This window comes from Pseudomonas petroselini (genome assembly GCF_045037875.1).
Classification (GTDB): Bacteria; Pseudomonadota; Gammaproteobacteria; order Pseudomonadales; family Pseudomonadaceae; genus Aquipseudomonas; species Aquipseudomonas petroselini.
In genome coordinates this window covers 4,018,563-4,039,097 of record NZ_CP173614.1, presented here as the reverse complement: position 1 = coordinate 4,039,097, position 20,535 = coordinate 4,018,563, and the positions used below count along the sequence as shown (strand labels likewise).

22 protein-coding genes are annotated in these 20,535 nt (G+C 59.4%); 12 read left to right on the top strand and 10 right to left on the bottom strand.

The genetic code is table 11. The features are described 5' to 3' along the window. The first annotated feature begins 152 nt into the window (after nucleotides 1–152). From ACI512_RS18530 to ACI512_RS18520, 3 genes are all read left to right on the top strand, one after another. Nucleotides 153–800: a c-type cytochrome gene (locus ACI512_RS18530; RefSeq protein WP_064052078.1), complete on the top strand. Its 648-nt coding sequence runs from the start codon at nucleotides 153–155 to the stop codon at nucleotides 798–800. Then, on the top strand, nucleotides 797–1,720 hold the full coding sequence (locus ACI512_RS18525) for a c-type cytochrome (RefSeq protein WP_064052079.1): 924 nt from the start codon (nucleotides 797–799) through the stop codon (nucleotides 1,718–1,720). The genes ACI512_RS18530 and ACI512_RS18525 overlap by 4 nt, the downstream gene beginning before the upstream one ends. A 77-nt stretch (nucleotides 1,721–1,797) precedes the next feature. Then, nucleotides 1,798–2,028: a hypothetical protein gene (locus tag ACI512_RS18520; protein WP_012724164.1), complete on the top strand. Its 231-nt coding sequence runs from the start codon at nucleotides 1,798–1,800 to the stop codon at nucleotides 2,026–2,028. A gap of 9 nt (nucleotides 2,029–2,037) precedes the next feature. Here ACI512_RS18520 and ACI512_RS18515 read toward each other — a convergent pair whose 3' ends face one another. Both ACI512_RS18515 and ACI512_RS18510 read right to left on the bottom strand, forming a co-directional pair. Next, on the bottom strand, nucleotides 2,038–2,319 hold the full coding sequence (locus ACI512_RS18515) for a hypothetical protein (RefSeq protein ID WP_012724165.1): 282 nt from the start codon (nucleotides 2,317–2,319) through the stop codon (nucleotides 2,038–2,040). A 142-nt stretch (nucleotides 2,320–2,461) separates the two neighbouring features. After that, nucleotides 2,462–2,647 carry a hypothetical protein gene (locus tag ACI512_RS18510; protein ID WP_012724166.1) on the bottom strand — a complete coding sequence of 62 codons (186 nt, stop codon included), beginning with the start codon at nucleotides 2,645–2,647 and terminating at the stop codon, nucleotides 2,462–2,464. Nucleotides 2,648–2,957: 310 nt separating this feature from the next. Between ACI512_RS18510 and galU the strand changes: the two genes are divergently transcribed. Both galU and gorA read left to right on the top strand, forming a co-directional pair. Further along, nucleotides 2,958–3,797: a UTP--glucose-1-phosphate uridylyltransferase GalU gene (gene galU, locus ACI512_RS18505; protein ID WP_003173830.1), complete on the top strand. Its 840-nt coding sequence runs from the start codon at nucleotides 2,958–2,960 to the stop codon at nucleotides 3,795–3,797. A gap of 105 nt (nucleotides 3,798–3,902) precedes the next feature. Next, nucleotides 3,903–5,261 carry a glutathione-disulfide reductase gene (gorA, locus tag ACI512_RS18500; protein WP_236382953.1) on the top strand — a complete coding sequence of 453 codons (1,359 nt, stop codon included), beginning with the start codon at nucleotides 3,903–3,905 and terminating at the stop codon, nucleotides 5,259–5,261. On the opposite strand, the gene ACI512_RS18495 is transcribed toward gorA, so the two are convergent. Further along, a complete protein-coding gene (locus ACI512_RS18495; RefSeq protein WP_236382952.1) occupies nucleotides 5,262–6,269 on the bottom strand; it encodes a DNA-binding protein in 1,008 nt (335 codons plus the stop codon). 170 nt (nucleotides 6,270–6,439) lie between these two features. On the opposite strand from ACI512_RS18495, the gene ACI512_RS18490 reads away from it, so the two are divergent. From ACI512_RS18490 to ahpF, 3 genes are all read left to right on the top strand, one after another. Next, entirely contained in the window at nucleotides 6,440–7,372 is a 933-nt protein-coding gene (locus tag ACI512_RS18490) for a site-specific integrase (RefSeq protein ID WP_064052082.1), read from the top strand. Between the two features lie 144 nt (nucleotides 7,373–7,516). Beyond that, complete coding sequence (gene ahpC, locus ACI512_RS18485; protein WP_010210361.1) at nucleotides 7,517–8,080, top strand: alkyl hydroperoxide reductase subunit C; 564 nt, start codon at nucleotides 7,517–7,519, stop codon at nucleotides 8,078–8,080. 127 nt (nucleotides 8,081–8,207) lie between these two features. Further along, a complete protein-coding gene (gene ahpF, locus ACI512_RS18480; protein WP_012724170.1) occupies nucleotides 8,208–9,773 on the top strand; it encodes an alkyl hydroperoxide reductase subunit F in 1,566 nt (521 codons plus the stop codon). Nucleotides 9,774–9,823: 50 nt separating this feature from the next. Here the strand turns inward: ahpF and gloA are convergent, their stop codons facing one another. Further along, nucleotides 9,824–10,345 (bottom strand): lactoylglutathione lyase, encoded by a 522-nt coding sequence (gloA, locus tag ACI512_RS18475; RefSeq protein ID WP_012724171.1) that lies wholly within the window; start codon nucleotides 10,343–10,345, stop codon nucleotides 9,824–9,826. 195 nt (nucleotides 10,346–10,540) lie between these two features. On the opposite strand from gloA, the gene ACI512_RS18470 reads away from it, so the two are divergent. Further along, complete coding sequence (locus ACI512_RS18470) at nucleotides 10,541–11,077, top strand: DUF4946 domain-containing protein (protein ID WP_236381486.1); 537 nt, start codon at nucleotides 10,541–10,543, stop codon at nucleotides 11,075–11,077. 123 nt (nucleotides 11,078–11,200) lie between these two features. Here the strand turns inward: ACI512_RS18470 and ACI512_RS18465 are convergent, their stop codons facing one another. The 3 genes from ACI512_RS18465 to ACI512_RS18455 form a co-directional block, all read right to left on the bottom strand. After that, nucleotides 11,201–11,566, bottom strand: coding sequence for a histone-like nucleoid-structuring protein, MvaT/MvaU family (locus tag ACI512_RS18465; RefSeq protein WP_012724173.1), 366 nt, complete (start codon nucleotides 11,564–11,566; stop codon nucleotides 11,201–11,203). A gap of 198 nt (nucleotides 11,567–11,764) precedes the next feature. Further along, nucleotides 11,765–13,306 (bottom strand): EAL domain-containing protein, encoded by a 1,542-nt coding sequence (locus ACI512_RS18460; RefSeq protein WP_236381522.1) that lies wholly within the window; start codon nucleotides 13,304–13,306, stop codon nucleotides 11,765–11,767. A 96-nt stretch (nucleotides 13,307–13,402) separates the two neighbouring features. Continuing rightward, complete coding sequence (locus tag ACI512_RS18455; RefSeq protein WP_236381488.1) at nucleotides 13,403–14,272, bottom strand: LysR family transcriptional regulator; 870 nt, start codon at nucleotides 14,270–14,272, stop codon at nucleotides 13,403–13,405. 77 nt (nucleotides 14,273–14,349) lie between these two features. Here ACI512_RS18455 and ACI512_RS18450 point away from each other — a divergent pair, with 77 nt between their 5' ends. Both ACI512_RS18450 and hppD read left to right on the top strand, forming a co-directional pair. After that, nucleotides 14,350–15,273, top strand: coding sequence for an EamA family transporter (locus ACI512_RS18450; protein WP_236381490.1), 924 nt, complete (start codon nucleotides 14,350–14,352; stop codon nucleotides 15,271–15,273). A gap of 244 nt (nucleotides 15,274–15,517) precedes the next feature. After that, the gene (hppD, locus tag ACI512_RS18445) at nucleotides 15,518–16,594 is read left to right on the top strand and encodes a 4-hydroxyphenylpyruvate dioxygenase (protein ID WP_064052086.1); all 1,077 of its coding nucleotides are present in this window, start codon (nucleotides 15,518–15,520) and stop codon (nucleotides 16,592–16,594) included. A gap of 59 nt (nucleotides 16,595–16,653) precedes the next feature. On the opposite strand, the gene rarD is transcribed toward hppD, so the two are convergent. The 3 genes from rarD to ACI512_RS18430 form a co-directional block, all read right to left on the bottom strand. After that, entirely contained in the window at nucleotides 16,654–17,535 is an 882-nt protein-coding gene (rarD, locus tag ACI512_RS18440; RefSeq protein WP_064052097.1) for an EamA family transporter RarD, read from the bottom strand. A 172-nt stretch (nucleotides 17,536–17,707) separates the two neighbouring features. Continuing rightward, nucleotides 17,708–18,718, bottom strand: a complete 1,011-nt coding sequence (locus ACI512_RS18435) for an aldo/keto reductase (protein ID WP_236381499.1) — start codon at nucleotides 18,716–18,718, stop codon at nucleotides 17,708–17,710. A 79-nt stretch (nucleotides 18,719–18,797) separates the two neighbouring features. Further along, nucleotides 18,798–19,700 carry a LysR family transcriptional regulator gene (locus ACI512_RS18430; protein ID WP_236381506.1) on the bottom strand — a complete coding sequence of 301 codons (903 nt, stop codon included), beginning with the start codon at nucleotides 19,698–19,700 and terminating at the stop codon, nucleotides 18,798–18,800. Nucleotides 19,701–19,801: 101 nt separating this feature from the next. On the opposite strand from ACI512_RS18430, the gene ACI512_RS18425 reads away from it, so the two are divergent. Continuing rightward, a complete protein-coding gene (locus ACI512_RS18425) occupies nucleotides 19,802–20,506 on the top strand; it encodes an SDR family oxidoreductase (RefSeq protein ID WP_046034187.1) in 705 nt (234 codons plus the stop codon). Nucleotides 20,507–20,535: the final 29 nt, after the last annotated feature.

Here is a 20,535-nt window from a genome sequence, read left to right as displayed (position 1 = left end):
TTCGAATCCGATAAAAGAGCCTGGCCCCGCACGCGTGGGGCCGGGCTTTTTTCATGACACGTTTTGAGTGTTGTCGCGACGGGCTCATTCCCCTACCATTTGTAGGCTTATGCCATAAACGCCTAAGCTTATAACTATAAAATGGAGGGGGGATGATGTCTCTGGGACGAGTGCTGATGGGCAGTACGCTGATGTTGCTGTTGGGCAACGCTCACGCGCTGGAGGGGAAGAAGATCTTTGCCGAGGGCGGCTCGCAACCGGGCGCCATGCCCTGCGTCGCCTGCCATGGTGCCGATGGCGCGGGGCTTGCCGCAGCGGGTTTCCCCAGGCTTGCGGGGCTGCCGGCGGCGTATGTGCGTAAACAACTGGAGGACTTCAAGCACGGCAGTCGCGTCAATCCGGTGATGCAGCCGCTGGCGAACGCCCTCACCGACGCTGAAGTCGAAGCCGTCAGCGAGGCACTGGCGGCGATGCCGGCCTTTGTCCCCGAACCGATCCAGCGCAGCGAGATGCCCCTCGGTGCTGCGCAAAAGCTTGCACAGCAGGGCGCGTGGGAGCGACAGATTCCGCCATGCGCCAGTTGCCATGGCCCCGCCGGTACGGGGGTAGGCGACGCGTTTCCACCGCTGGTGGGCCAGCCCGCAGCCTACCTGGCCGCCCAGTTGACGGCGTGGCAAAACGGAACTCGTCACAATGACCCGAATGACTTGATGGGTCACATCGCCAAATCCCTCACGCCGGAGGAAGTACAGGGCGTGGCCGAATATTTCGCGTCGCTTAAACAGGAGGCCAAGCCATGAGCCCGTTTATGTATGGCTTGGCGCTGGCGGCGTACGGTCTGTCGTCAGCGTATGCCGCCACGATTGCCATGGAAGATCAGTCGCAGTTGCCGCCATCCGCCAGCCACGCGGCGGTCGCTCAATTCCAACCGCCTCAAGAGCGCGAGCTGCCTGACAACGCCTACGGCAAGCTGGTCAAGCAAGGCTACGCGCTGTTCGTGGATACCAAGCGCCTGGCGCCGACATTTGTCGGTAACGGACTCAATTGCAGCAATTGCCATCTGGACCAGGGCCGGTTGGCCCATTCGGCGCCGCTGTGGGCGGCCTACCCGATGTACCCGGCCTATCGAAAGAAGAATGACAAGGTCAATACCTTCGCCGAGCGGTTGCAGGGCTGTTTCCAGTTCAGCATGAACGGTGGCACCCCGCCGGCTGCTGATAGCCCCGAAATTACCGCACTCTCCGTGTATGCCTACTGGCTGGCGAGCAAGGCACCTTTGGGCGTGGAGTTACCGGGCCGTGGTTACCCGGACGTGGTCCAGCCGGCCAAGGGTTATGACCTGTCCCAAGGTGGGCAGGTGTACAAAGAGCAATGCGCCGTCTGCCACGGTGCCGAGGGGCAAGGCCAGAAAGTGGGTGACAGCTACGTAATGCCACCGCTCTGGGGTAAGGATTCCTACAATTGGGGGGCGGGGATGCACCGTATCAATACGGCGGCTTCTTTCATCAAGCACAACATGCCGCTGGGCAAGGGCGGCAGCCTGAGTGATCAGCAAGCCTGGGATGTGGCCGCCTACATAAACAGCCGCGAACGGCCGCAGGATCCGCGACTGGTGGAGGGTTCCGTGGAGAAAACCCGGGTTAAATTCCATGCCAATGACGGGATCAATCTTTACGGCCAAACCGTAGAAGGCGTGCTGATTGGGCAGGGCATCCGTTAAACTCTCGGTCAATCAATGCAAAAATGCCGCGCAAACTCTCGGTTTGTGCGGCATTTGTCTTTTTAGGGAAGTCTTTCATGAAGCGTGAACACGTCAGGGCGCGCCAGGCCGAAGGCCAGATATCGGCCACTCACATCATCCAGAACCCAGCCGACCTGGGGGAGTGGATCGTTTTCTTCAAGAAAAGCGGCGGCCGCAGTTTTTTCCTGGTGGACGATCAGGATGAAGTCGAGTCTTTCCCGCGTCTGGATGAGCTGGTGGAGACTATCCGTGGCCTGGGAATCAAGTTTGCCGATATTCAGCTGTAGGCGTAACGCTTACTTGCAGACCACCACCACGCTGCGGCTTTTGAAGTTGCCCACGTCCTGGCCGAGGGTCTTTTCACTTTCCTTGAGCGAGGGTGTGCCTTCGGTGCCGACGATACGGTAGCCGGTGCCCGCACACGAAGCGTCAGCCTTTTCGTAGCAACTGGCCCAGGAATTGGCTTCGCCCGAGCAGTCGATGGTCAGGCCTTGTTCGCCGTTTTTCAGGAAGACGTCGGAAGTGGTGGTGCACCCGGCCAGGGTCAGTACCGCGGTCAGTGCCAGAATCTTGTTCATATAGGTTCATCATCGAGGGTGTTGGAGGGGCGCTGACACTGTCGTGGGGCGTTCCGGCGAGATTATAGCGAACTGCCATCTACGTACAGACAAACACAAAAAAGCCCCGTTCATCGGGGCTTTTTTCGCAGGGCGTTGACGCTTACTTGCCCTTGGGCCGTTTGCTCGATGCGTGGCCCGCTTCATCCACAAACACTTCGGCTACGGCAATAGCCTGGCTTTCGCTCGCGAATGCGCCAGCGACGCTGTCGCCGTGGAAGTTGATCAGGTGCCAGCCGTCCGCTCGCTTGGTGATCAGGTAGCCGTTCACGCCTTTTGGTTCTGACATCTATCAAGTATCTCGTGGTCTGGTTCAAGGGCGTAATGATAGCGCCAAATGTCGCGGGGCCGCGCAAGTTATTCTCGGTCAGTGTTCTGAGCCTGAAAGCATGCTAAAAAGGTTGCAGCCCTCTGAAAACACGAGGTGCAGGCATTTTTTGCCGTGCCGGTGAAAATTCCCTCAACAACGTGAGCGGAACTTACGCCGACATTTTTTCTCTATGATGACATCGCAACGCCAGCAGGACCCATTGTAAGGTGACTGCGGCCTGATTAGACTGCGCCGAATTCCGTACGCACAGCCCTTTGTAAGGACTCATATGATCAAGAAATGCTTGTTCCCAGCAGCCGGTTACGGCACTCGCTTCTTGCCAGCGACCAAGGCCATGCCCAAAGAGATGCTGCCGGTGGTGAACAAGCCACTGATTCAGTACGGCGTCGAAGAGGCACTGGATGCCGGCCTGAACGAAATCTCCATCGTGACCGGTCGTGGTAAGCGCGCACTGGAAGACCACTTTGACATCAGCTATGAGCTGGAAAACCAGATCAAGGGCACCGACAAGGAAAAATACCTGGTCGGTATCCGCAAACTGCTCGACGAGTGCTCGTTCTCCTACACCCGTCAGACTCAGATGAAAGGCCTTGGCCACGCCATCCTCACCGGCCGTCCACTGATCGGCGACGAGCCGTTCGCCGTGGTACTGGCGGACGACCTGTGTGTGAACCTGGAAGGCGACGGTGTGCTGACCCAGATGGTCAAGCTCTACCAGAAATACCGTTGCACCATCGTTGCAGTGATGGAAGTGAACCCGACCGAAACCAACAAGTACGGCGTTATCGCCGGTGACGACATTGGCGATGGCCTGATCCGCGTACGTGACATGGTTGAAAAACCAGCACCGGAAGACGCGCCTTCGAACCTGGCGATCATCGGCCGTTACATCCTGACCCCGGATATCTTCAAGCTGATCGAAGAAACCGAGCCAGGCAAAGGCGGCGAGATCCAGATCACCGACGCCCTGCTCAAGCAAGCCAAAGACGGTTGCGTGATTGCCTACAAGTTCAAGGGCCAGCGTTTCGACTGCGGCGGCGCTGAAGGCTACATCGAAGCGACCAACTTCTGCTACGAGCACTTCTACAAGACTGGCAAGGCTTACTGATTCACGGTAAACGTCGCCTGCTCTGAAAAAGCCACCTTCGGGTGGCTTTTTCGTTTTTCAGCCCCATCTAAGTCGGTATGCTGATGTCCTGCCGAGGAGAGTGAAATGGCCTACGATTTTGACCTGTATGTAATTGGCGCCGGTTCCGGCGGTGTTCGCGCGGCGCGCTTTGCCGCAGGCTTTGGCGCTAAAGTGGCAGTGGCGGAAAGCCGCTACCTGGGTGGCACCTGCGTGAACGTCGGCTGCGTGCCGAAAAAGCTGCTGGTGTACGGCGCACATTTTGCCGAAGATTTCGAACAGGCCAGCGGGTTTGGCTGGTCCCTGGGCGAAGCGAACTTTGATTGGGCGACCCTGATCGCCAACAAGGATCGTGAGATCAACCGTCTCAATGGCATCTACCGCAACCTGCTGGTGAACAGCGGCGTAACCCTGCATGAAGGGCATGCGCGCCTGGTTGATCCGCACCAGGTCGAGATCAACGGCGAACGTTTCACCGCCAAGCACATTCTGATCGCTACCGGTGGCTGGCCGCAGATTCCTGAGATTCCGGGGCGTGAGCACGCCATTGGCTCCAACGAAGCGTTCTTTCTCAAGGCGTTGCCCAAGCGCGTGCTGGTCGTCGGTGGGGGTTACATTGCCGTCGAGTTCGCGGGGATCTTCCATGGCCTGGGTGCCCAGACAACCCTGCTGTATCGCGGCGACCTGTTCCTGCGCGGCTTCGACGGTGCGGTGCGCACGCACCTGAAGGAAGAGCTGACCAAGCGCGGCCTGGACCTGCAGTTCAATGCCGATATCGAACGCATCGACAAGCAGGCCGACGGCAGCCTCAAGGCGACGTTGAAAGACGGCCGCGTGCTGGAAGCCGACTGTGTGTTCTACGCCACCGGGCGTCGTCCGATGCTGGACAACCTGGGGTTGGAGAACACTGGCGTCAAACTCGACAAGCGCGGCTTCGTTGAGGTGGATGACCAGTACCAGACCGCCGAGGCATCGATCCTGGCCATCGGCGACGTGATCGGTCGTGTGCAACTGACACCGGTTGCCCTGGCCGAAGGCATGGCTGTGGCGCGTCGTCTGTTCAAACCTGAGCAGTATCGCCCGGTGGATTACGCGATGATTCCGACGGCGGTGTTCAGCCTGCCGAACATCGGCACCGTGGGCCTGACCGAAGAAGAAGCGAAAGAGCAGGGCCATAAGGTACAGATCTTTGAAAGCCGTTTCCGGCCAATGAAGCTGACCCTGACCGAGTGCCAGGAAAAGACCCTGATGAAGCTGGTCGTCGACGCCGACACCGACAAAGTGCTGGGTTGCCACATGGTCGGCCCGGACGCGGGTGAGATCGTGCAGGGCCTGGCGATCGCGCTCAAGGCCGGCGCGACCAAACGGCATTTCGATGAAACCATCGGCGTGCACCCCACGGCGGCGGAAGAGTTCGTCACCCTGCGCACGGCTGTGGCGGGCTGATCAGGCGTTGGGGGTTGCCTCTGGCGCCGCCGCAACGGTGGCTGCCAGGCGCAACGCCTCGATACTTGCCTGGGCCTTGATCAGCTCAAGCTCCAAGGTCTTGGTGGTGTGCTGGTGTTCGGTCAGCGCTTCCTGGCGTGACTGGCTCTCCAGCACTGCCACCCGCAGGCGTTCCTGAAGCAGGGTGCGTTCGTTATCAATCAGGCTGACCTGTTCGCTTAGCTTGAGCTGTTGGGCCTGATCCTTGCGGGATTGCTCCTGCAGCGCCGTCAATTCCTTCGCCGTCACCCGATGCTCGATCAACAGTCGCTCATTGTCGCGATGCAGTTGGGTGATTTCATCCTGACGCACCATGGCGCTCTGCTGTGCCTGGCGCAGCTCGGCCTGTACCTGCTGCAATTGGCCTTCGTGGCGGCGCTGTTCCTGTTCGCGCTGTTCCTTGATCGCATTGCGGTAATGCTCCAGGGCGTCGCGGGCATGCAGGTGCTTTTCTTCCAGCGAACGAATCTGTTCGTCCTTGTCGTTGATCCGTAACTCGTAATCACTGCACGCCTGGTTAAGCCCGGCGTTACGGGTTTGTTCGGTCTGCAGGCTGGTAGTGGCGGTTTGCAGGGCGGCGCTTTCTTCTGCCAGGGCAGCGGCCTGGATATCGAGTTGTTGCTGGAGTTGGCTTTGGGCGGCTTCCAGCGCCTCTACTTGGGCGAGCAGGGCGTTCTTTTGTTGCTCGAACTGTGCCAAGGCCAAGTCGATTGGCTCCTGGGCTTTCTCTTTCAGGCGTTGAGCCAGTCGCGCCACCAGTTCGCCAAGCTCGTCGTCGATCGGTGCTTCGGTGATGGTGACGCGGGTTTCGCTCTCATCCAACTCCTTCAAATAGCGATGAATCGTGGTTTTCGAGCCTGTGTTGCCCATCTCGATGCGTACAGCGTCGATGCTGGGGTTCTCGCCGCGGGCGAGGATCGCCAGGCGTGCCGTTTGAACTACTGCTTTATTGATGCCGCCGCGAGCCATGGGGTCTCCGTCGATTTCGTAGTGTGGTACATGGTATGTATATACATACTATATCACGAATAAAAACCTGTTGAAATTCATCAATTAACAGATGGGATATTGGCGTATTATCCCGTGTCATGCGCATTTAAGCGGCACATACACCTGCCAGCAGTACACAAAGGCCTCCCATGAGCGATCTGGATCGTTACCTCAACGCCGCCACCCGCGATAACACCCGCCGTAGCTATCGCGCGGCGATCGAGCACTTCGAAGTGAGTTGGGGCGGGTTCCTGCCGGCGACCAGCGATAGCGTGGCGCGCTATCTGGTCGCTTACGCGGGGGTATTGGCGGTGAATACCTTAAAGTTGCGGCTCTCGGCCTTGGCGCAGTGGCATACAAGCCAGGGCTTTCCCGACCCGACTAAAGCGCCCGTGGTGCGCAAGGTCTTAAAGGGCATCCGCGCCGTGCACCCGGCGCAGGAGAAGCAAGCCGAGCCTTTGCAGCTCAAGCATCTGGAGCAGGTGGTGGCGTCTCTTGAGGTTGAGGCGACAGCGGCAACGCAGGCGCAGGATCAGCCTCGATTGCTGCGCGCCAAGCGCGACACGGCGCTGATCCTGCTGGGCTTCTGGCGCGGCTTCCGTAGCGATGAGCTGTGCCGCCTCGACATCGAACACGTGCAGGCGACGCCCGGCGCCGGGATCAGCCTGTATCTGCCGCGCAGCAAAAGCGACCGCGACAACCTCGGCAAGACCTACCACACCCCGGCACTGTTGCGGTTGTGTCCGGTGCAGGCCTACAGCGAATGGCTCAGCGCCTCGGCCCTGGTACGCGGCCCGGTGTTTCGCGGCATCGATCGCTGGGGCAACCTGGGGGAGGAGGGCTTGCACCCCAACAGTGTGATCCCGCTGCTGCGTCAGGCGCTGGAGCGCGCCGGCATCCCTGCCGAGCAATACACCAGCCACTCATTGCGCCGTGGCTTTGCGACTTGGGCGCATCGCAGTGGCTGGGATTTGAAGTCGTTGATGAGTTACGTCGGCTGGAGCGACATGAAATCCGCCATGCGCTATGTTGAATCCACGCCCTTTATTGGCATGACCTTGGCGACCCAGCCGCTGCTTTGAGATTTCTTCTATTAATACAGTCACCTGATAGGGAAAACCAATCGTCAGCATCAGGTTTGCCAATGAGCCATCCGCCGAGAGAGTGGGTAGGATTCACTTCATCAACTTCTTCACCCCTTTTACAAACCTGACGGAGAGTCAACGATGCCTATCATCAACAGCCAAGTAAAACCGTTCAAAGCGACCGCCTACAAAAACGGCAACTTCGTAGATGTGTCCGACGCCGACCTGAAAGGCAAGTGGTCCGTTGTGTTCTTCTACCCAGCCGACTTCACCTTCGTTTGCCCAACCGAGCTGGAAGACCTGGCTGACAACTACGCCGAATTCCAGAAGCTGGGCGTCGAAATCTACAGCGTGTCCACCGACACTCACTTTGCCCACGCTGCCTGGCACAACACTTCGCCAGCCATCGGAAAAATCCAGTACACCATGATCGGCGACCCAACCCTGACCATCTCCCGCAACTTCGACGTATTGATCGAAGAAGCTGGCCTGGCAGACCGCGGCACTTTCGTGATCAACCCAGAAGGTCAGATCAAGATCGTTGAGCTGAACGACGGCGGTGTTGGCCGTGACGCTTCCGAGCTGCTGCGCAAAATCAAGGCTGCCCAGTACGTCGCTGCCCACCCAGGCGAAGTGTGCCCAGCCAAGTGGAAAGAAGGCGAAGCCACCCTGGCTCCGTCCCTGGACCTGGTCGGCAAGATCTAAGTCTGTGAAGTCTCAAGGGCGGGAATCCGCACTTAAGTAAGCTGCATCCGCCCTCAAAACGCCCGGGCGAGATTCGCTCGGGCGTTTTTTTGTCTGCAATAAACCGAATGAACAGGAAATCGCCCGTATGTTGGACGCCAATCTTAAAGCTCAGTTGAAGTCATACCTGGAACGGGTCACCCAGCCGATCGAGATCGTCGCCTCCCTCGACGACGGCGCGAAATCCCAGGAAATGCTTGCCCTTTTGCAGGATGTTGTCAGCCTCACTACGCTGATTACCCTGAAAACCGATGGTGATGATGCGCGCAAGCCTTCGTTCTCCATCAACCGCCCGGGTGCCGATATCAGCCTGCGTTTTGCCGGCATCCCCATGGGCCATGAATTCACTTCGCTGGTGTTGGCCCTGCTGCAAGTCGGTGGCCACCCGTCGAAGGCCAGTGTCGAAGTGATTGAACAGATCCGCGCCCTTAAAGGCGAGTTCAGCTTCGAGACGTACTTCTCGCTGTCCTGCCAGAACTGCCCGGACGTGGTCCAGGCGCTGAACCTGATGGCCGTGCTCAACCCGAACATCCGCCACGTCGCCATCGACGGCGCGCTGTTCCAGGCAGAAGTCGACGAACGCCAGATCATGGCAGTGCCCAGCGTTTACCTGAACGGTGTGAACTTCGGCCAGGGCCGCATGGGCCTGGAAGAAATCCTCGCCAAGCTCGACACCAGCGGCATTGAAAAAGCCGCCGAAAAAATCAGCGCCAAAGACGCCTTTGATGTGCTCGTCGTCGGCGGTGGCCCCGCCGGTTCGGCGGCGGCGATCTACGCCGCACGTAAAGGTATTCGTACCGGCGTCGCTGCCGAGCGCTTTGGTGGTCAAGTGCTGGACACCATGTCCATCGAGAACTTCATCTCGGTACAGGAAACCGAAGGCCCGAAACTGGCCAGCGCCCTGGAAGCCCACGTGCGCCAGTACGACGTGGACATCATGAACCTGCAGCGCGCCAGTAGCCTGATCCCGGCGAAAAACGCCGGTGACCTGCACGAAATTCGTTTCGAAAGCGGTGCGACCCTCAAGTCCAAAACCGTGATCCTCGCCACCGGTGCCCGCTGGCGCGAAATGGGGGTGCCGGGTGAGCAGGAATACAAAGCCAAGGGCGTGTGCTTCTGCCCGCACTGCGACGGTCCGTTGTTCAAGGGCAAGCGTGTGGCGGTGATCGGCGGCGGTAACTCCGGCGTTGAAGCGGCCATCGACCTGGCCGGTATCGTCAGCCACGTCACCTTGCTTGAGTTCGACAGTAAATTGCGCGCCGACGCCGTGTTGCAGCGCAAGCTCTACAGCCTGCCGAACGTTGACGTGATCACCAGCGCGCTGACCAGTGAAGTCAAAGGTGATGGCCAGAAAGTTACCGGCCTGGCCTACAAGGATCGCGACAGCGGCGAGTTCAAGACCATCGACCTGGAAGGGATCTTTGTGCAGATCGGTTTGCTGCCCAACACCGACTGGCTCAAAGGCACCGTGGAACTGACCCCTCGCGGCGAGATCATTGTCGATGCGCGTGGCGAAACGTCACTGCCCGGTGTGTTCGCTGCCGGTGACGTAACAACGGTGCCGTACAAACAGATCGTGATTGCGGTGGGCGAGGGCGCCAAGGCTTCCTTGAGTGCGTTCGACCATTTGATCCGCACCTCCGCTCCGGCGTAATACCGAGCCCGGAAATGAAAAACCCCATGAGCGATCATGGGGTTTTTTCGTTACAGCGGTGCGGGCTGGATAATCTCGACCCAGTAGGCATCCGGGTCCTTGATGAACGCCAGGCTCTTCATGCGGCCATCGCTCAGGCGCTTCTGGAAATCGCAGCCCAGGGCTTCGAAACGTTCACAGGCCGCGACAATATCCGGCACCGAGATGCAGATATGGCCAAAGCCACGGGGGTCGGTATTACCGTTGTGGTAGGCGAAGTCGGCGTCGTTTTCGGTGCCGTGGTTGTGGGTCAGTTCCAGGATGCCCGGGATCGACTTCATCCACTGGGTGCGCTCGGCGGCGTCGGCCGGGATCTGGGATTTGTCCACCAGGGCCAGGAAATACAGGCTGAATTCGGCTTCCGGGAAGTCACGCTTTTCAACCAGGGAAAAGCCCAGGACGCGCGTGTAGAAGTCCAGCGACTTAGTGATGTCCTTGACCCGCAGCATGGTGTGGTTGAACACGAAGTTGGCGGTGGCGGTGTCAGGTTGGGCAGTGACGCCCGGGAAAGTGTTCAGTTCGTGCAGGCTCATGGGCCCTCCAGAAAAAATGGGGCAAACGCGGCTCTAAGACGTGAGCGGTTCCTTGGCTTGCGGCTGGCATCCGTGCAGCCGGGCCATGATACGCAAGGCGCGCGCCCGGCGCCAAATGAAAAAGCCCACGCAGGCCTTGCGACCCATGGGCCTGGGGCTCAAACTTTGGCGCTTGAACCTTGGGTGTTTTTTGTCATGATCGAACCTCGTAAACCGCTGTTGAGTGCTGTGTGTTTGCTGTTGGCCGCCCCCTTCGTCATGGCGGCCGACCCTGAAATTCATTGGCCCAGCGGCTGGCAAGTCGAAGAAGTCGTGGCGGATGGAGAAGCGCCGGCCACACCACGGCCCGTGTCCCGGCAGCGCGCGATCAAGAATGATGAAAATGGTGCGACCTTGATGGTCATCGAATTGACCGGCACGCCCATTGAGCCGGGCCATAAGGTTAATCTCCCAGGTGTATTGCTGGAGATGCGCAAGTCCATCCAGAAAGATTTTGCCCAGGGGGGTTATCAAAGTGTGTGCAGCAAGATGCACCCTACAACCTTGAGTCGCCTTGAAGCACTGGAAACTACTTGTGTGATTACCGAAAACGGCCGTCACGTGCTTTCACAAACATTGGTGTGTGCGGTCGATACCGATAACGCCTATGTTTTTTCATACGCCGGTCAGGCGCAAGCGTACGACGCCAGCAAGGACGAAGTCAGTTCGGTGCGCGATAGCCTGAAACTTTAAGTATGTAATGCCCGTGGGTTCTGAACATGATGAAACGTTATTTAAGTTCGGTTTCGAACCATTGAAATGAAAAAGAAATGAAAAAGCCCCGCTTAGGCGGGGCTCTTTGTTAGTGCAGTGCAATCAGCCGCGAAGCCAGGAGTCTACAGTGGCGGCGCCGTACTGTTCTTTCCAGGCCTTGAGGCCGCGATGGTTGCCACCTTTGGTTTCGATCAGTTCACCAGTGTGCGGGTTCTGGTAAACCTTGACCACGCGAGCGCGGCGCTGTTTTGGTGCGGCAACGGCAGCAGCACTGGACTTGCCCGGGTTTGGATCAAGGATGGAAATGATGTCGCGCAGGCCTTTGCCATAGGTCTTCATCAGGGCTTGAAGCTTTTCTTCGAATTCGATTTCTTTCTTCAGGCCGGCGTCGTTCTTCAGGGATTCCAGCTGGGCAAGCTGTTCTTGAAGGGCTTTTTCTGCTGCGCGAAATTCGGCGAGTCTGGACAAAATCTGTACTCCAATAGTGTATTTGGCTGATATCAACTGCAGACAAAGCTATAAGCCAAGCGCTTTAAGGCGACTCAAGAAAGAAGTCGTCCCGCGAGTTCTGCACAGGCAGGAAAAATTGTAGTAGTTAATCCGCTACGAGTAAATCATGTCTTTTGTCTAAATAGAATTATTTCAACACCGGTAGTGCATGGCTATTCAATGGCCGACCAGGGATTTAATAAATTCATTGCAGGGTAATGGCTTCCCGAACAGGTAGCCCTGCAGGAAATCCACGCCCTGGGCCGCCAGGTATTCACACTGTTCAGCGGTTTCCACACCTTCGGCGACGATACCCAAGTCGAGCTTCCCGGACAGTTCTATGATGCTGTCAAGAATATGCCCTGATAGTGCATCTGCGCCGATCATGGCGACAAAACTCTGGTCGATCTTCAAATAGTCCACATTGAAATTACGCAAGTAACCGAGGCTGGAATGCCCGGTGCCGAAGTCATCAATGGCAATCATAACCCCCAGTTGATGCAACGCATCGAACAAGCGACGGGTGATGTCGGTGGGTTCGATCAGCTCGCGTTCGGTCAACTCCAGCACCAGTGTCACCTGGCCTACAGGAAATGCGGCGAGGAACTCACGACAGTCATCCACCAGTGCCAAGTCCTGGCAGTGGCGTGCGGTGATGTTCACGCCGATATGGAATCCAGGGCGGAACCGCGCCGCGTGGGGCGCCAGTTGTGCAGCGGTCTGACGCAATAGCGCGCGAGTCATGGGGACGATCAGGCCCGAATGTTCGGCCAGGGGGATAAACAGGTCGGGGCGCACCAGGCCTTCTTTCGGGTGTTGCCAGCGCATCAATACTTCGCAACCGGCCCACTCACGGGTATCACCGCGTACGACCGGTTGGAAATACGGAATGAATTCATGGGCACCCAACGCCCGTTGCAGTTCATGGGTCGGCGCCGAAGAGCGCTTTTGCAGCCAATGGGCCAACACGCCCGCCAGCACGCCAAAGAACACCACCAGGCTGAACAGTGCCGGGTATCGGGCCTGCATATACCGCCATACTTCGCCGGCCGGCATGCCCGCGTCGACACTGTAGTGAAACCGCTCGGACGCCAGGCGATGATGGGCCACGGCGAATACGGGCACCTGCGTGTCATGCACCTTTCCATCCGCCCCCAGCCAATTCGGGCCAACCTGCAGCACCAAGTCGGCGTAACGGCTGATCAGGCGCAGCGCGTTGGTCAGGTGGTAACCATCAATCGAAGCAAATGCGGCCTTGTCGCCGTTGACCAGCCGGTAGACCAGCAGTGCCGTGTCCGGCGTCACCGGGTTGCCATTCATCAGCCATAAGCGGCCATCCACATAGTCATCCGGGTTGACCGGCGACGCATAGGTGCCGCCGAACAGCGAACTGCAGTAGATATTTTTTTGCCAGGACAAAGTGGTCGCCCGCACGAACGGCCGGCGCGTGACCTGTTCGCGCAGCGCCAACTGCGCACCGTCATCACAGGGTCGTCCCGCCAATGGCAGCAAGGCCTGGGCGGCGAGGGCGGTGTTGTCGAGCATCAGGTCGAATTGGCGCACGGCTTCCTGCGCCGTCTGGGCGGTGCTTTGTTGCAGGGTGCGTTCGGCTTGCCAATGCAGAATGACCACCCCGAGTGCAATCGGCAACAGCGCACTGAGCGCGGTAATCACGTTGCGAGTGGCGCGTTTTCGCGGGCCGTTGACGGTGAGGGGCATGAAGTGAACGGCCTGTTGCAGGATCAGATTCAATTGATGATAGAGGTCCAGGCCAAAATAAGCTCGCGGTACCTAGCGTTTAGCCAGTAGCTGCCACTACCACGCCAAAGCTTGCGCAATGCGAATGAAGGCGAGGGCCGCAGGGGAGGCGTGCCGCCGGTCCAGCACGGCCAGGCCCACCCGGCGCGGCACACGCGGTGACAGCGCGCGCTGTACATAGCGTTGATCGCGCCAAATCGGCAACGATGACTGTGCCACCACGCTCACGGCATCCCCGCGACCCACGGTTTCCAGGGTGCTTAGCAACTGCGAGCAGCGAAAACGCACGTTAGGGGTCAGCCGCGCCTCGTTGAACAGTCGCAGCACCAATTCAGACGAGCCGGCCTCAGTCAGGGCAAAGGGGTCGTTGCACAACTCCTTGAGGCTGACCTGCTCGCGGTCCGCCAGCTTATGGTCGGCCGGCAGCAGCGCCACCATCTGGTCCTCGAACAGCGCGAAGGTGTCGAAACGTTCCTGTTCCAGCACCACAAAGCCGATATCAATCCGGCGTTCGTCGAGCCATTGCATGACTTGCCTGTCCGGCCCTTCGTCCACATGCACTTCGATGCCGGGATACTCCAGGCGAAACCGGTTGAGGATCTTCGGCAGCAGGTAGGTCGAGGACGTCGGTCCGAAGGAGCCGATGCGCAACGTCCCGCGTTTCATGCCCCGAGCGTCCGCAGCCTCTTGTTGCAGTGTATTGGCCAGCCCCAGCATCGCCCGGGCGCGTCCCAGCAACTGCGCGCCGATATCACTGAGTTCCACCTGGGCCTGGTGCCGCCTGAACAATGCCACCCCCAGTTCCTCCTCCAGCCCCTTGATCGCATGGGAGACCGCCGATTGGCTGATGCCCAGGCGGTGGGCGGCGCTGGTAAAACCTTGCAGCTCGGCCACCAGGGAGAATATTTCGAGTTGAGTCAGGGTCATGAGTGAAAGCTCATTTTACGATGACTCTGTATTACCAGAACAATGGGCTAACCCTCAAGCCATTAGAGCCACCGCCCGTGTATTCAACCTCGGATCGCATCACTTACTTCAAGTTGGCCGCCGTCACCATGATCTGGGGCGGTACCTTCGTCGCCGGTCGCTACCTGAGTGAGGCGGTTGACCCTCTGCTGGCGGCCAGCCTGCGTTTTTGCCTGGCCAGCCTGGCATTGTTGGTGTTCATGGGGGGCGCACGTATTCCCTTGGCGCGCCCAAACCCGCGGCAGGCCGCACAATTGCTGGTGCTGGGTTTTTTCGGCATCTTTTTCTACAACCTGTGTTTCTTCTACGGGTTGCAGTACACCAACGCGTCACGGGCCTCATTGATCGTGGCCCTGAACCCAGCGGTGATTGGCTTGGCGTCCTGGTGGTTATTCAAGGAGCGCCTGAACGGCATCAAGGTCATCGGCATCGCCTTATGCCTGGCGGGTGCTGCCGTGGTCATCATCAGCCGCAACCCGCAGTTGCTGGGCGACGGCGCCGGCAACTGGCGAGGCGATCTGCTGATCTTTGGTTGCGTGGTGGGGTGGGGCATCTACTCGTTGTTTTCCCGCGAACTGAACCAAAGCTTAGGGCCGCTGCAGACGGTCACTTGGTCAATCCTGTTGGGTACCCTGATGCTCACCGTGACCTCGCTGATCACGGGCCGTTTTAGTGTGGAGGCCATTGGCCAACTGCATTTTTCGCAGGTCATGAGCCTGTTGTACCTGGGTGTGCTGGGGTCGGCGCTGGCCTATATCGGCTACTACGATGGCATCCGACGTATCGGCGCGACCCGCTCCGGGGTATTCATCGCGCTTAACCCACTCACGGCCGTGATCTTTGGCGCCTTGCTGCTGGGCGAACAGTTGACCGCGCCAATGCTGATCGGCGGTGCGGTGATCCTGCTGGGCATCTACCTGTGCAACAAACCCCTTGCGCAGGCCAAGGCAATGGGGATTTGATAAGAGTACGGACAAACACGGTTACGCTGTGTAGAATCGATTTACGCATACAAGAATATGGACTTGCGCTCACGCAAGCCTAAGCCGTCAGAGACCGATGACACCATGAAGCTACTCGGCTCCCCCCTCATCTTTGGTGACTTCCTCGCCCGCAGCGTGCGAGGCCTCTCCTGTGCGCCGCCTGTGCACCTCATCCTTGCTGGCAATTGAATCCGTCACTACAAGAATGATGAGGCGCCAAATCATGGCAGATCTATACGAAAACCCAATGGGCCTGATGGGCTTTGAATTTATCGAATTCGCGTCGCCGACGCCGGGCACCCTGGAGCCGATCTTCGAGATCATGGGCTTCTCCAAGGTCGCGACCCACCGCTCCAAGAATGTGCACCTGTACCGCCAGGGCGAGATCAACCTGATCCTTAACAACGAGCCCAACAGCATCGCCTCCTACTTTGCGGCCGAGCACGGCCCGTCGGTGTGCGGCATGGCCTTCCGCGTCAAGGATTCGCAAAAAGCCTACAACCGTGCCCTCGAGCTCGGCGCCCAGCCGATCCACATCGAAACCGGCCCGATGGAACTGAACCTGCCGGCGATCAAGGGCATCGGCGGTGCGCCGCTGTACCTGATCGACCGTTTCGGCGAAGGCAGCTCGATCTACGACATCGACTTCGTCTACCTCGAAGGCGTCGAGCGCAACCCGCAAGGCGCAGGCCTGAAGGTCATCGACCACCTGACCCACAACGTCTATCGCGGGCGCATGGCCTACTGGGCCAACTTCTACGAGAAGCTGTTCAACTTCCGTGAAGCGCGCTATTTCGACATCAAGGGCGAGTACACCGGCCTGACCTCCAAGGCCATGAGTGCGCCGGACGGCATGATCCGCATCCCGCTGAACGAAGAGTCGTCCAAGGGCGCCGGGCAGATCGAAGAGTTCCTGATGCAGTTCAACGGTGAAGGTATCCAGCACGTGGCCTTCCTTTCTGACGACCTGGTCAAGACCTGGGACGCGTTGAAGAAGATCGGCATGCGCTTCATGACCGCACCGCCGGACACCTACTACGAAATGCTTGAAGGTCGCTTACCGAACCACGGCGAGCCGGTGGATCAACTGCAAGCGCGCGGCATCCTGCTGGATGGCTCGTCCGTTGCGGGCGACAAGCGCCTGCTGTTGCAGATCTTCTCGGAAACCCTGATGGGCCCGGTGTTCTTCGAGTTCATCCAGCGCAAAGGCGACGATGGCTTTGGCGAAGGCAACTTCAAGGCGCTGTTCGAGTCCATCGAGCGCGACCAAGTGCGTCGCGGTGTATTGAGCACCGACTAAGCAAGTGTAAAAAAGCCCGGCCGAGAGATGTCTCGGCCGGGCTTTTTATTGCCTGTGCATCAGGCTTTGCGCTGACGGACCAAATGCTTGAACCCTTCAAACACCAGCACCATCACCGCCAGCCAGATCGGGATGTAGGTCAACCACTCGCCGCCCTTGATCCCTTCACCCAAGATCAGTGCGACGCCCAGCAACAGCACCGGCTCCACATAGCTGAGCAGCCCGAACAGGCTGAATGCCAGCAAACGGCTGGCAATGATATAGCTCACCAGCGCCGACGCACTGATCAGGCCCAGCATAGGAATCAACGCATACAGCTTCGGGTGCGCATCCATCACCGCAAAGCCTTGCTCGCCGCTCTGCACAAACCACCAGGCCACCGGCAGCATGAGCGCCATATCCAGCCAGAGGCCGCCCAGGTGGTCGGTCTTGAGGTATTTGCGCACGATGAAATAGAGCGGGTAACCGATGATCACCACCAGTGTTGCCCAGGAGAAACCGCCGGCCTGGTACAGCTCGTTGAGCACGCCGAGGCCTGCAAAAAACACTGCGACCCGCTGCAAATACGACAGCTGCTCGCCCCAAACCAGGCGACCGGTCAGCACCATGGTCAGCGGTAACAGGAAGTACCCCACCGACACATCCAGGCTGCGCCCATTCAGCGGCGCCCACATAAACAGCCACAGCTGCACGCCGAGCAACGCTGAAGACAGCAGCACACCCGCGATCAGACGGGGCTTGCCGGCTAACATCCGTACCAGCTCCCACACCCGCCGCCATTCGCCGCTGACGATCATGAAGACCGTCATGCACGGCACGGTGAGCAGCATGCGCCAGCCGAAAATTTCCAGGCCGCTCAAGGGGGTGAGCAATGATGTGAAGTAATACATCACAGCGAACAACGCCGAAGCCGAGACCGATAACACAACACCTTTAGACACACTGTCCTCGCGAAAAACCATGGGTACAAAAAAGAGGGGGATTGCAGGAGGGGATTATGGTGCTTTTAGCGTGAGAGGGTTGCGCTGTTTTGGGGCGTTTTTCAGGAAAATTTCTCGCCGTGGATTCGTTGGGATCCGCCCTGTGGCCTGTGGGCCACAGGGGGCTTGCAGATTAACCGCGCGCCACGCGGCCCGAGACGAAGTGCTCCACATCATTGAACCCGGGCGTGGAGGAATGCCCCGGCGTCACCAGCGAGTCGATGAACGCTTCATCCTGCGCCGTGATCTTCACGTCCAACGCGCCAAGGTAGGCGTCCCACTGCTCCTCGGTGCGCGGCCCGACAATCGCCGAACTGACCGCTGAACTGTTCAACACCCAAGCAATGGCAAACTCCACAATCCCCACGCCACGGCCTTGGGTGTACTGCTGGATCTGCTGGGCGATGCGCAGCGATTCCACGCGCCATTCGGTTTCCAGGATGCGTTTGTCCTGGCGCGCCGCACGGCTGCCGGCTTCGGGCGCTACATCCGGGGCGTATTTGCCGCTGAGCACGCCACGCGCCAATGGGCTGTAAGGCACTACACCCAAGCCGTAGGCGACTGCGGCGGTGATCTGCTCGACCTCGGCCTGACGGTTGACGATGTTGTACAGCGGCTGGCTGATCACCGGTTTGTCCACGCCCAGGCGCTCGGCCACGCGGATCACTTCGGCAATGCGCCAGCCGCGATAGTTGGACAGGCCCCAGTAGCGGATCTTGCCCTGGCGGATCAGGTCGCCGATTGCCGACACCGTCACCTCCAGTGGGGTCGCGTGGTCTTCACGGTGCAGGTAGTAGATGTCGAGGTAGTCAGTGTCGAGGCGGCTCAGGCTGGCTTCCAACGCATTGAAGATACGCTTGCGGCTCAGGCCGCTGCGGTTGGGCAACCCATCGATGGGGCCGATGGCAACCTTGGACGCCACCACCCAATCCTCGCGGTGACGGGCGATCGCTTCGCCGACGATTTCCTCGGAGCGGCCGCCGGTGTAGACGTCCGCCGTGTCGATAAAATTGATGCCCTGGTCCCAGGCCTTGTCGATGATGCGCAGCGAGTCCTCGGTGCTGGTCTGTTTGCCAAACATCATGGTGCCCAGGGTCAAGGCACTGACCTTCAACCCGGACTGGCCCAATGTGCGGTAGATCATGGATAGCTCCTCTTGGCCGAAACGTACGCCATGCAATACCAGACTCCAAGGCTCTGGGACAAGCCCCGCACGCGTTTCTTCACGCGCTCAGCAACGCCTGACAGCGCCCTTGTAAAAAGCGATGCAACACTTTCACCCGTTCCGATACTTGCAGGCGGTGGGGGCACATCAGGTTGAACGGCGTCGGTTCGCCCTGCCAATCAGGCAGCAAGGGCACCAGCCGACCGGCCTGGATGTCACGGGCAATATCCAGGTTGGCTTTGTAGGCGATGCCGTGGCCGGCCAGCGCCCAGCGCCGCACGATTTCGCCGTCATCGCTCAAGTAATCGCCCGTCACCTCAACCTCCTGCAGCGCCGTGCCCTGGCGAAAATACCACGTGCTGTTGGCCCGGCCCTGACGCATGTAGCGCAGTGCGTTGTGTTGCGCCAGATCGGAAGGTGTTCGGGGCGTGCCATGGCGCGCCAGGTAGTCCGGGCTGGCGCAGGGGATGCGGTGGTGCCCAGGCACCACCGGCAGTGCTACCAGGCTGGAGTCCCTGGGCACACCAAAGCGCAGGGCAATGTCGACGGTGTCGCGGAACAGGTCGGCATTGCTGTCGTTGAGCAGCAATTGCAGACGGATATTGGGGTGTTCGAGCTTGAACTCGTCCAGCCAGCCCAGCAGCACATTGCGCCCGAAATCCGAAGGCGCCGCCAGTTGCAGTAAACCACTGAGACTCTGGCCCTGCTGTTTGATCGCCTGTTCGCCTTCCGAGAGCGCCTCCAGCGCTACCCGCACGCTGTCGAGGTAGCGCCGACCTTCCTCGGTGAGGCGCATGCTGCGCGTGGAGCGCGCCAACAGGCGGATGCCCAGGCGCGTTTCCAGGCGTTTGAGGGCGATGCTGGCGGCGGCCGGGGTCAAGCCAAGCCCGCGCGCGGCGGCGGACAAGCTGCCGGTGTCGGCGGTGCGCACGAAGACTTCAAGGTCGAGGGTTGAGCTCATTTGTAAAAATCCTTTAAAGATCTTGTCGTTTTACCGGGATTTTTCGCTGATTGCCAAGCTGGGAAGATGAACGCTCATTTTCTCAAGCAGGAATTTTCCCCATGACTTCTTCCCTCAACGGCAAAACCGTCATCGTGATCGGCGGCAGCAGCGGCATCGGCGCCGCCGTGGCCCAGGCCGCCGCTGCGCGGGGTGCACACGTGGTATTGGCCGGGCGGCGCTTGGTCTCCGGCAACGAAAACGGCCTGCGCAGCGAACCGGTGGACGTCACCGATGCAGCCTCCCTGCAACGCCTGTTCGAGACCGTGGGGCGTTTTGACCACCTGGTCTACACCTCGGGGCCGACGGTACGCGCCAAGACCTTGCTTGAGACCGACCTGGCCGAAGCCCAGGAAAATTTCAACGTAAAGCTCTGGGGCTCGCTGCGAGCGATTCAACTGGCACTGCCTTTTCTTGACGAACACGGCAGCATCAGCCTGACCTCGGGGCAACTGGGACGTAAATTGGCGCCGGGCCAGTTCATCAAGACCGGCATTAACGCCGCGACCGAAGCACTGGGCAAGCAATTGGCCAAGGAGTTGGCACCGCGCCGGGTCAACGTGATCAGTCCAGGCGTGATTGACACACCGGCTTATGCGGGGTTGGCTGAAGAACAGCGCCTGGCGATGTTTGCCAAGGCCGGCGGTGCGTTGCCGGTCGGGCGCGTGGGGCAGGCGGAGGAGGTCGCGGCGGGGTATGTGCTGGCCATGGAGAATGGCTTCATGACCGGCGCCGTGATCGACATCGACGGCGGCGGCCTGTTGTAAACACCGCACAAACACTGCGGGGGGCGGCC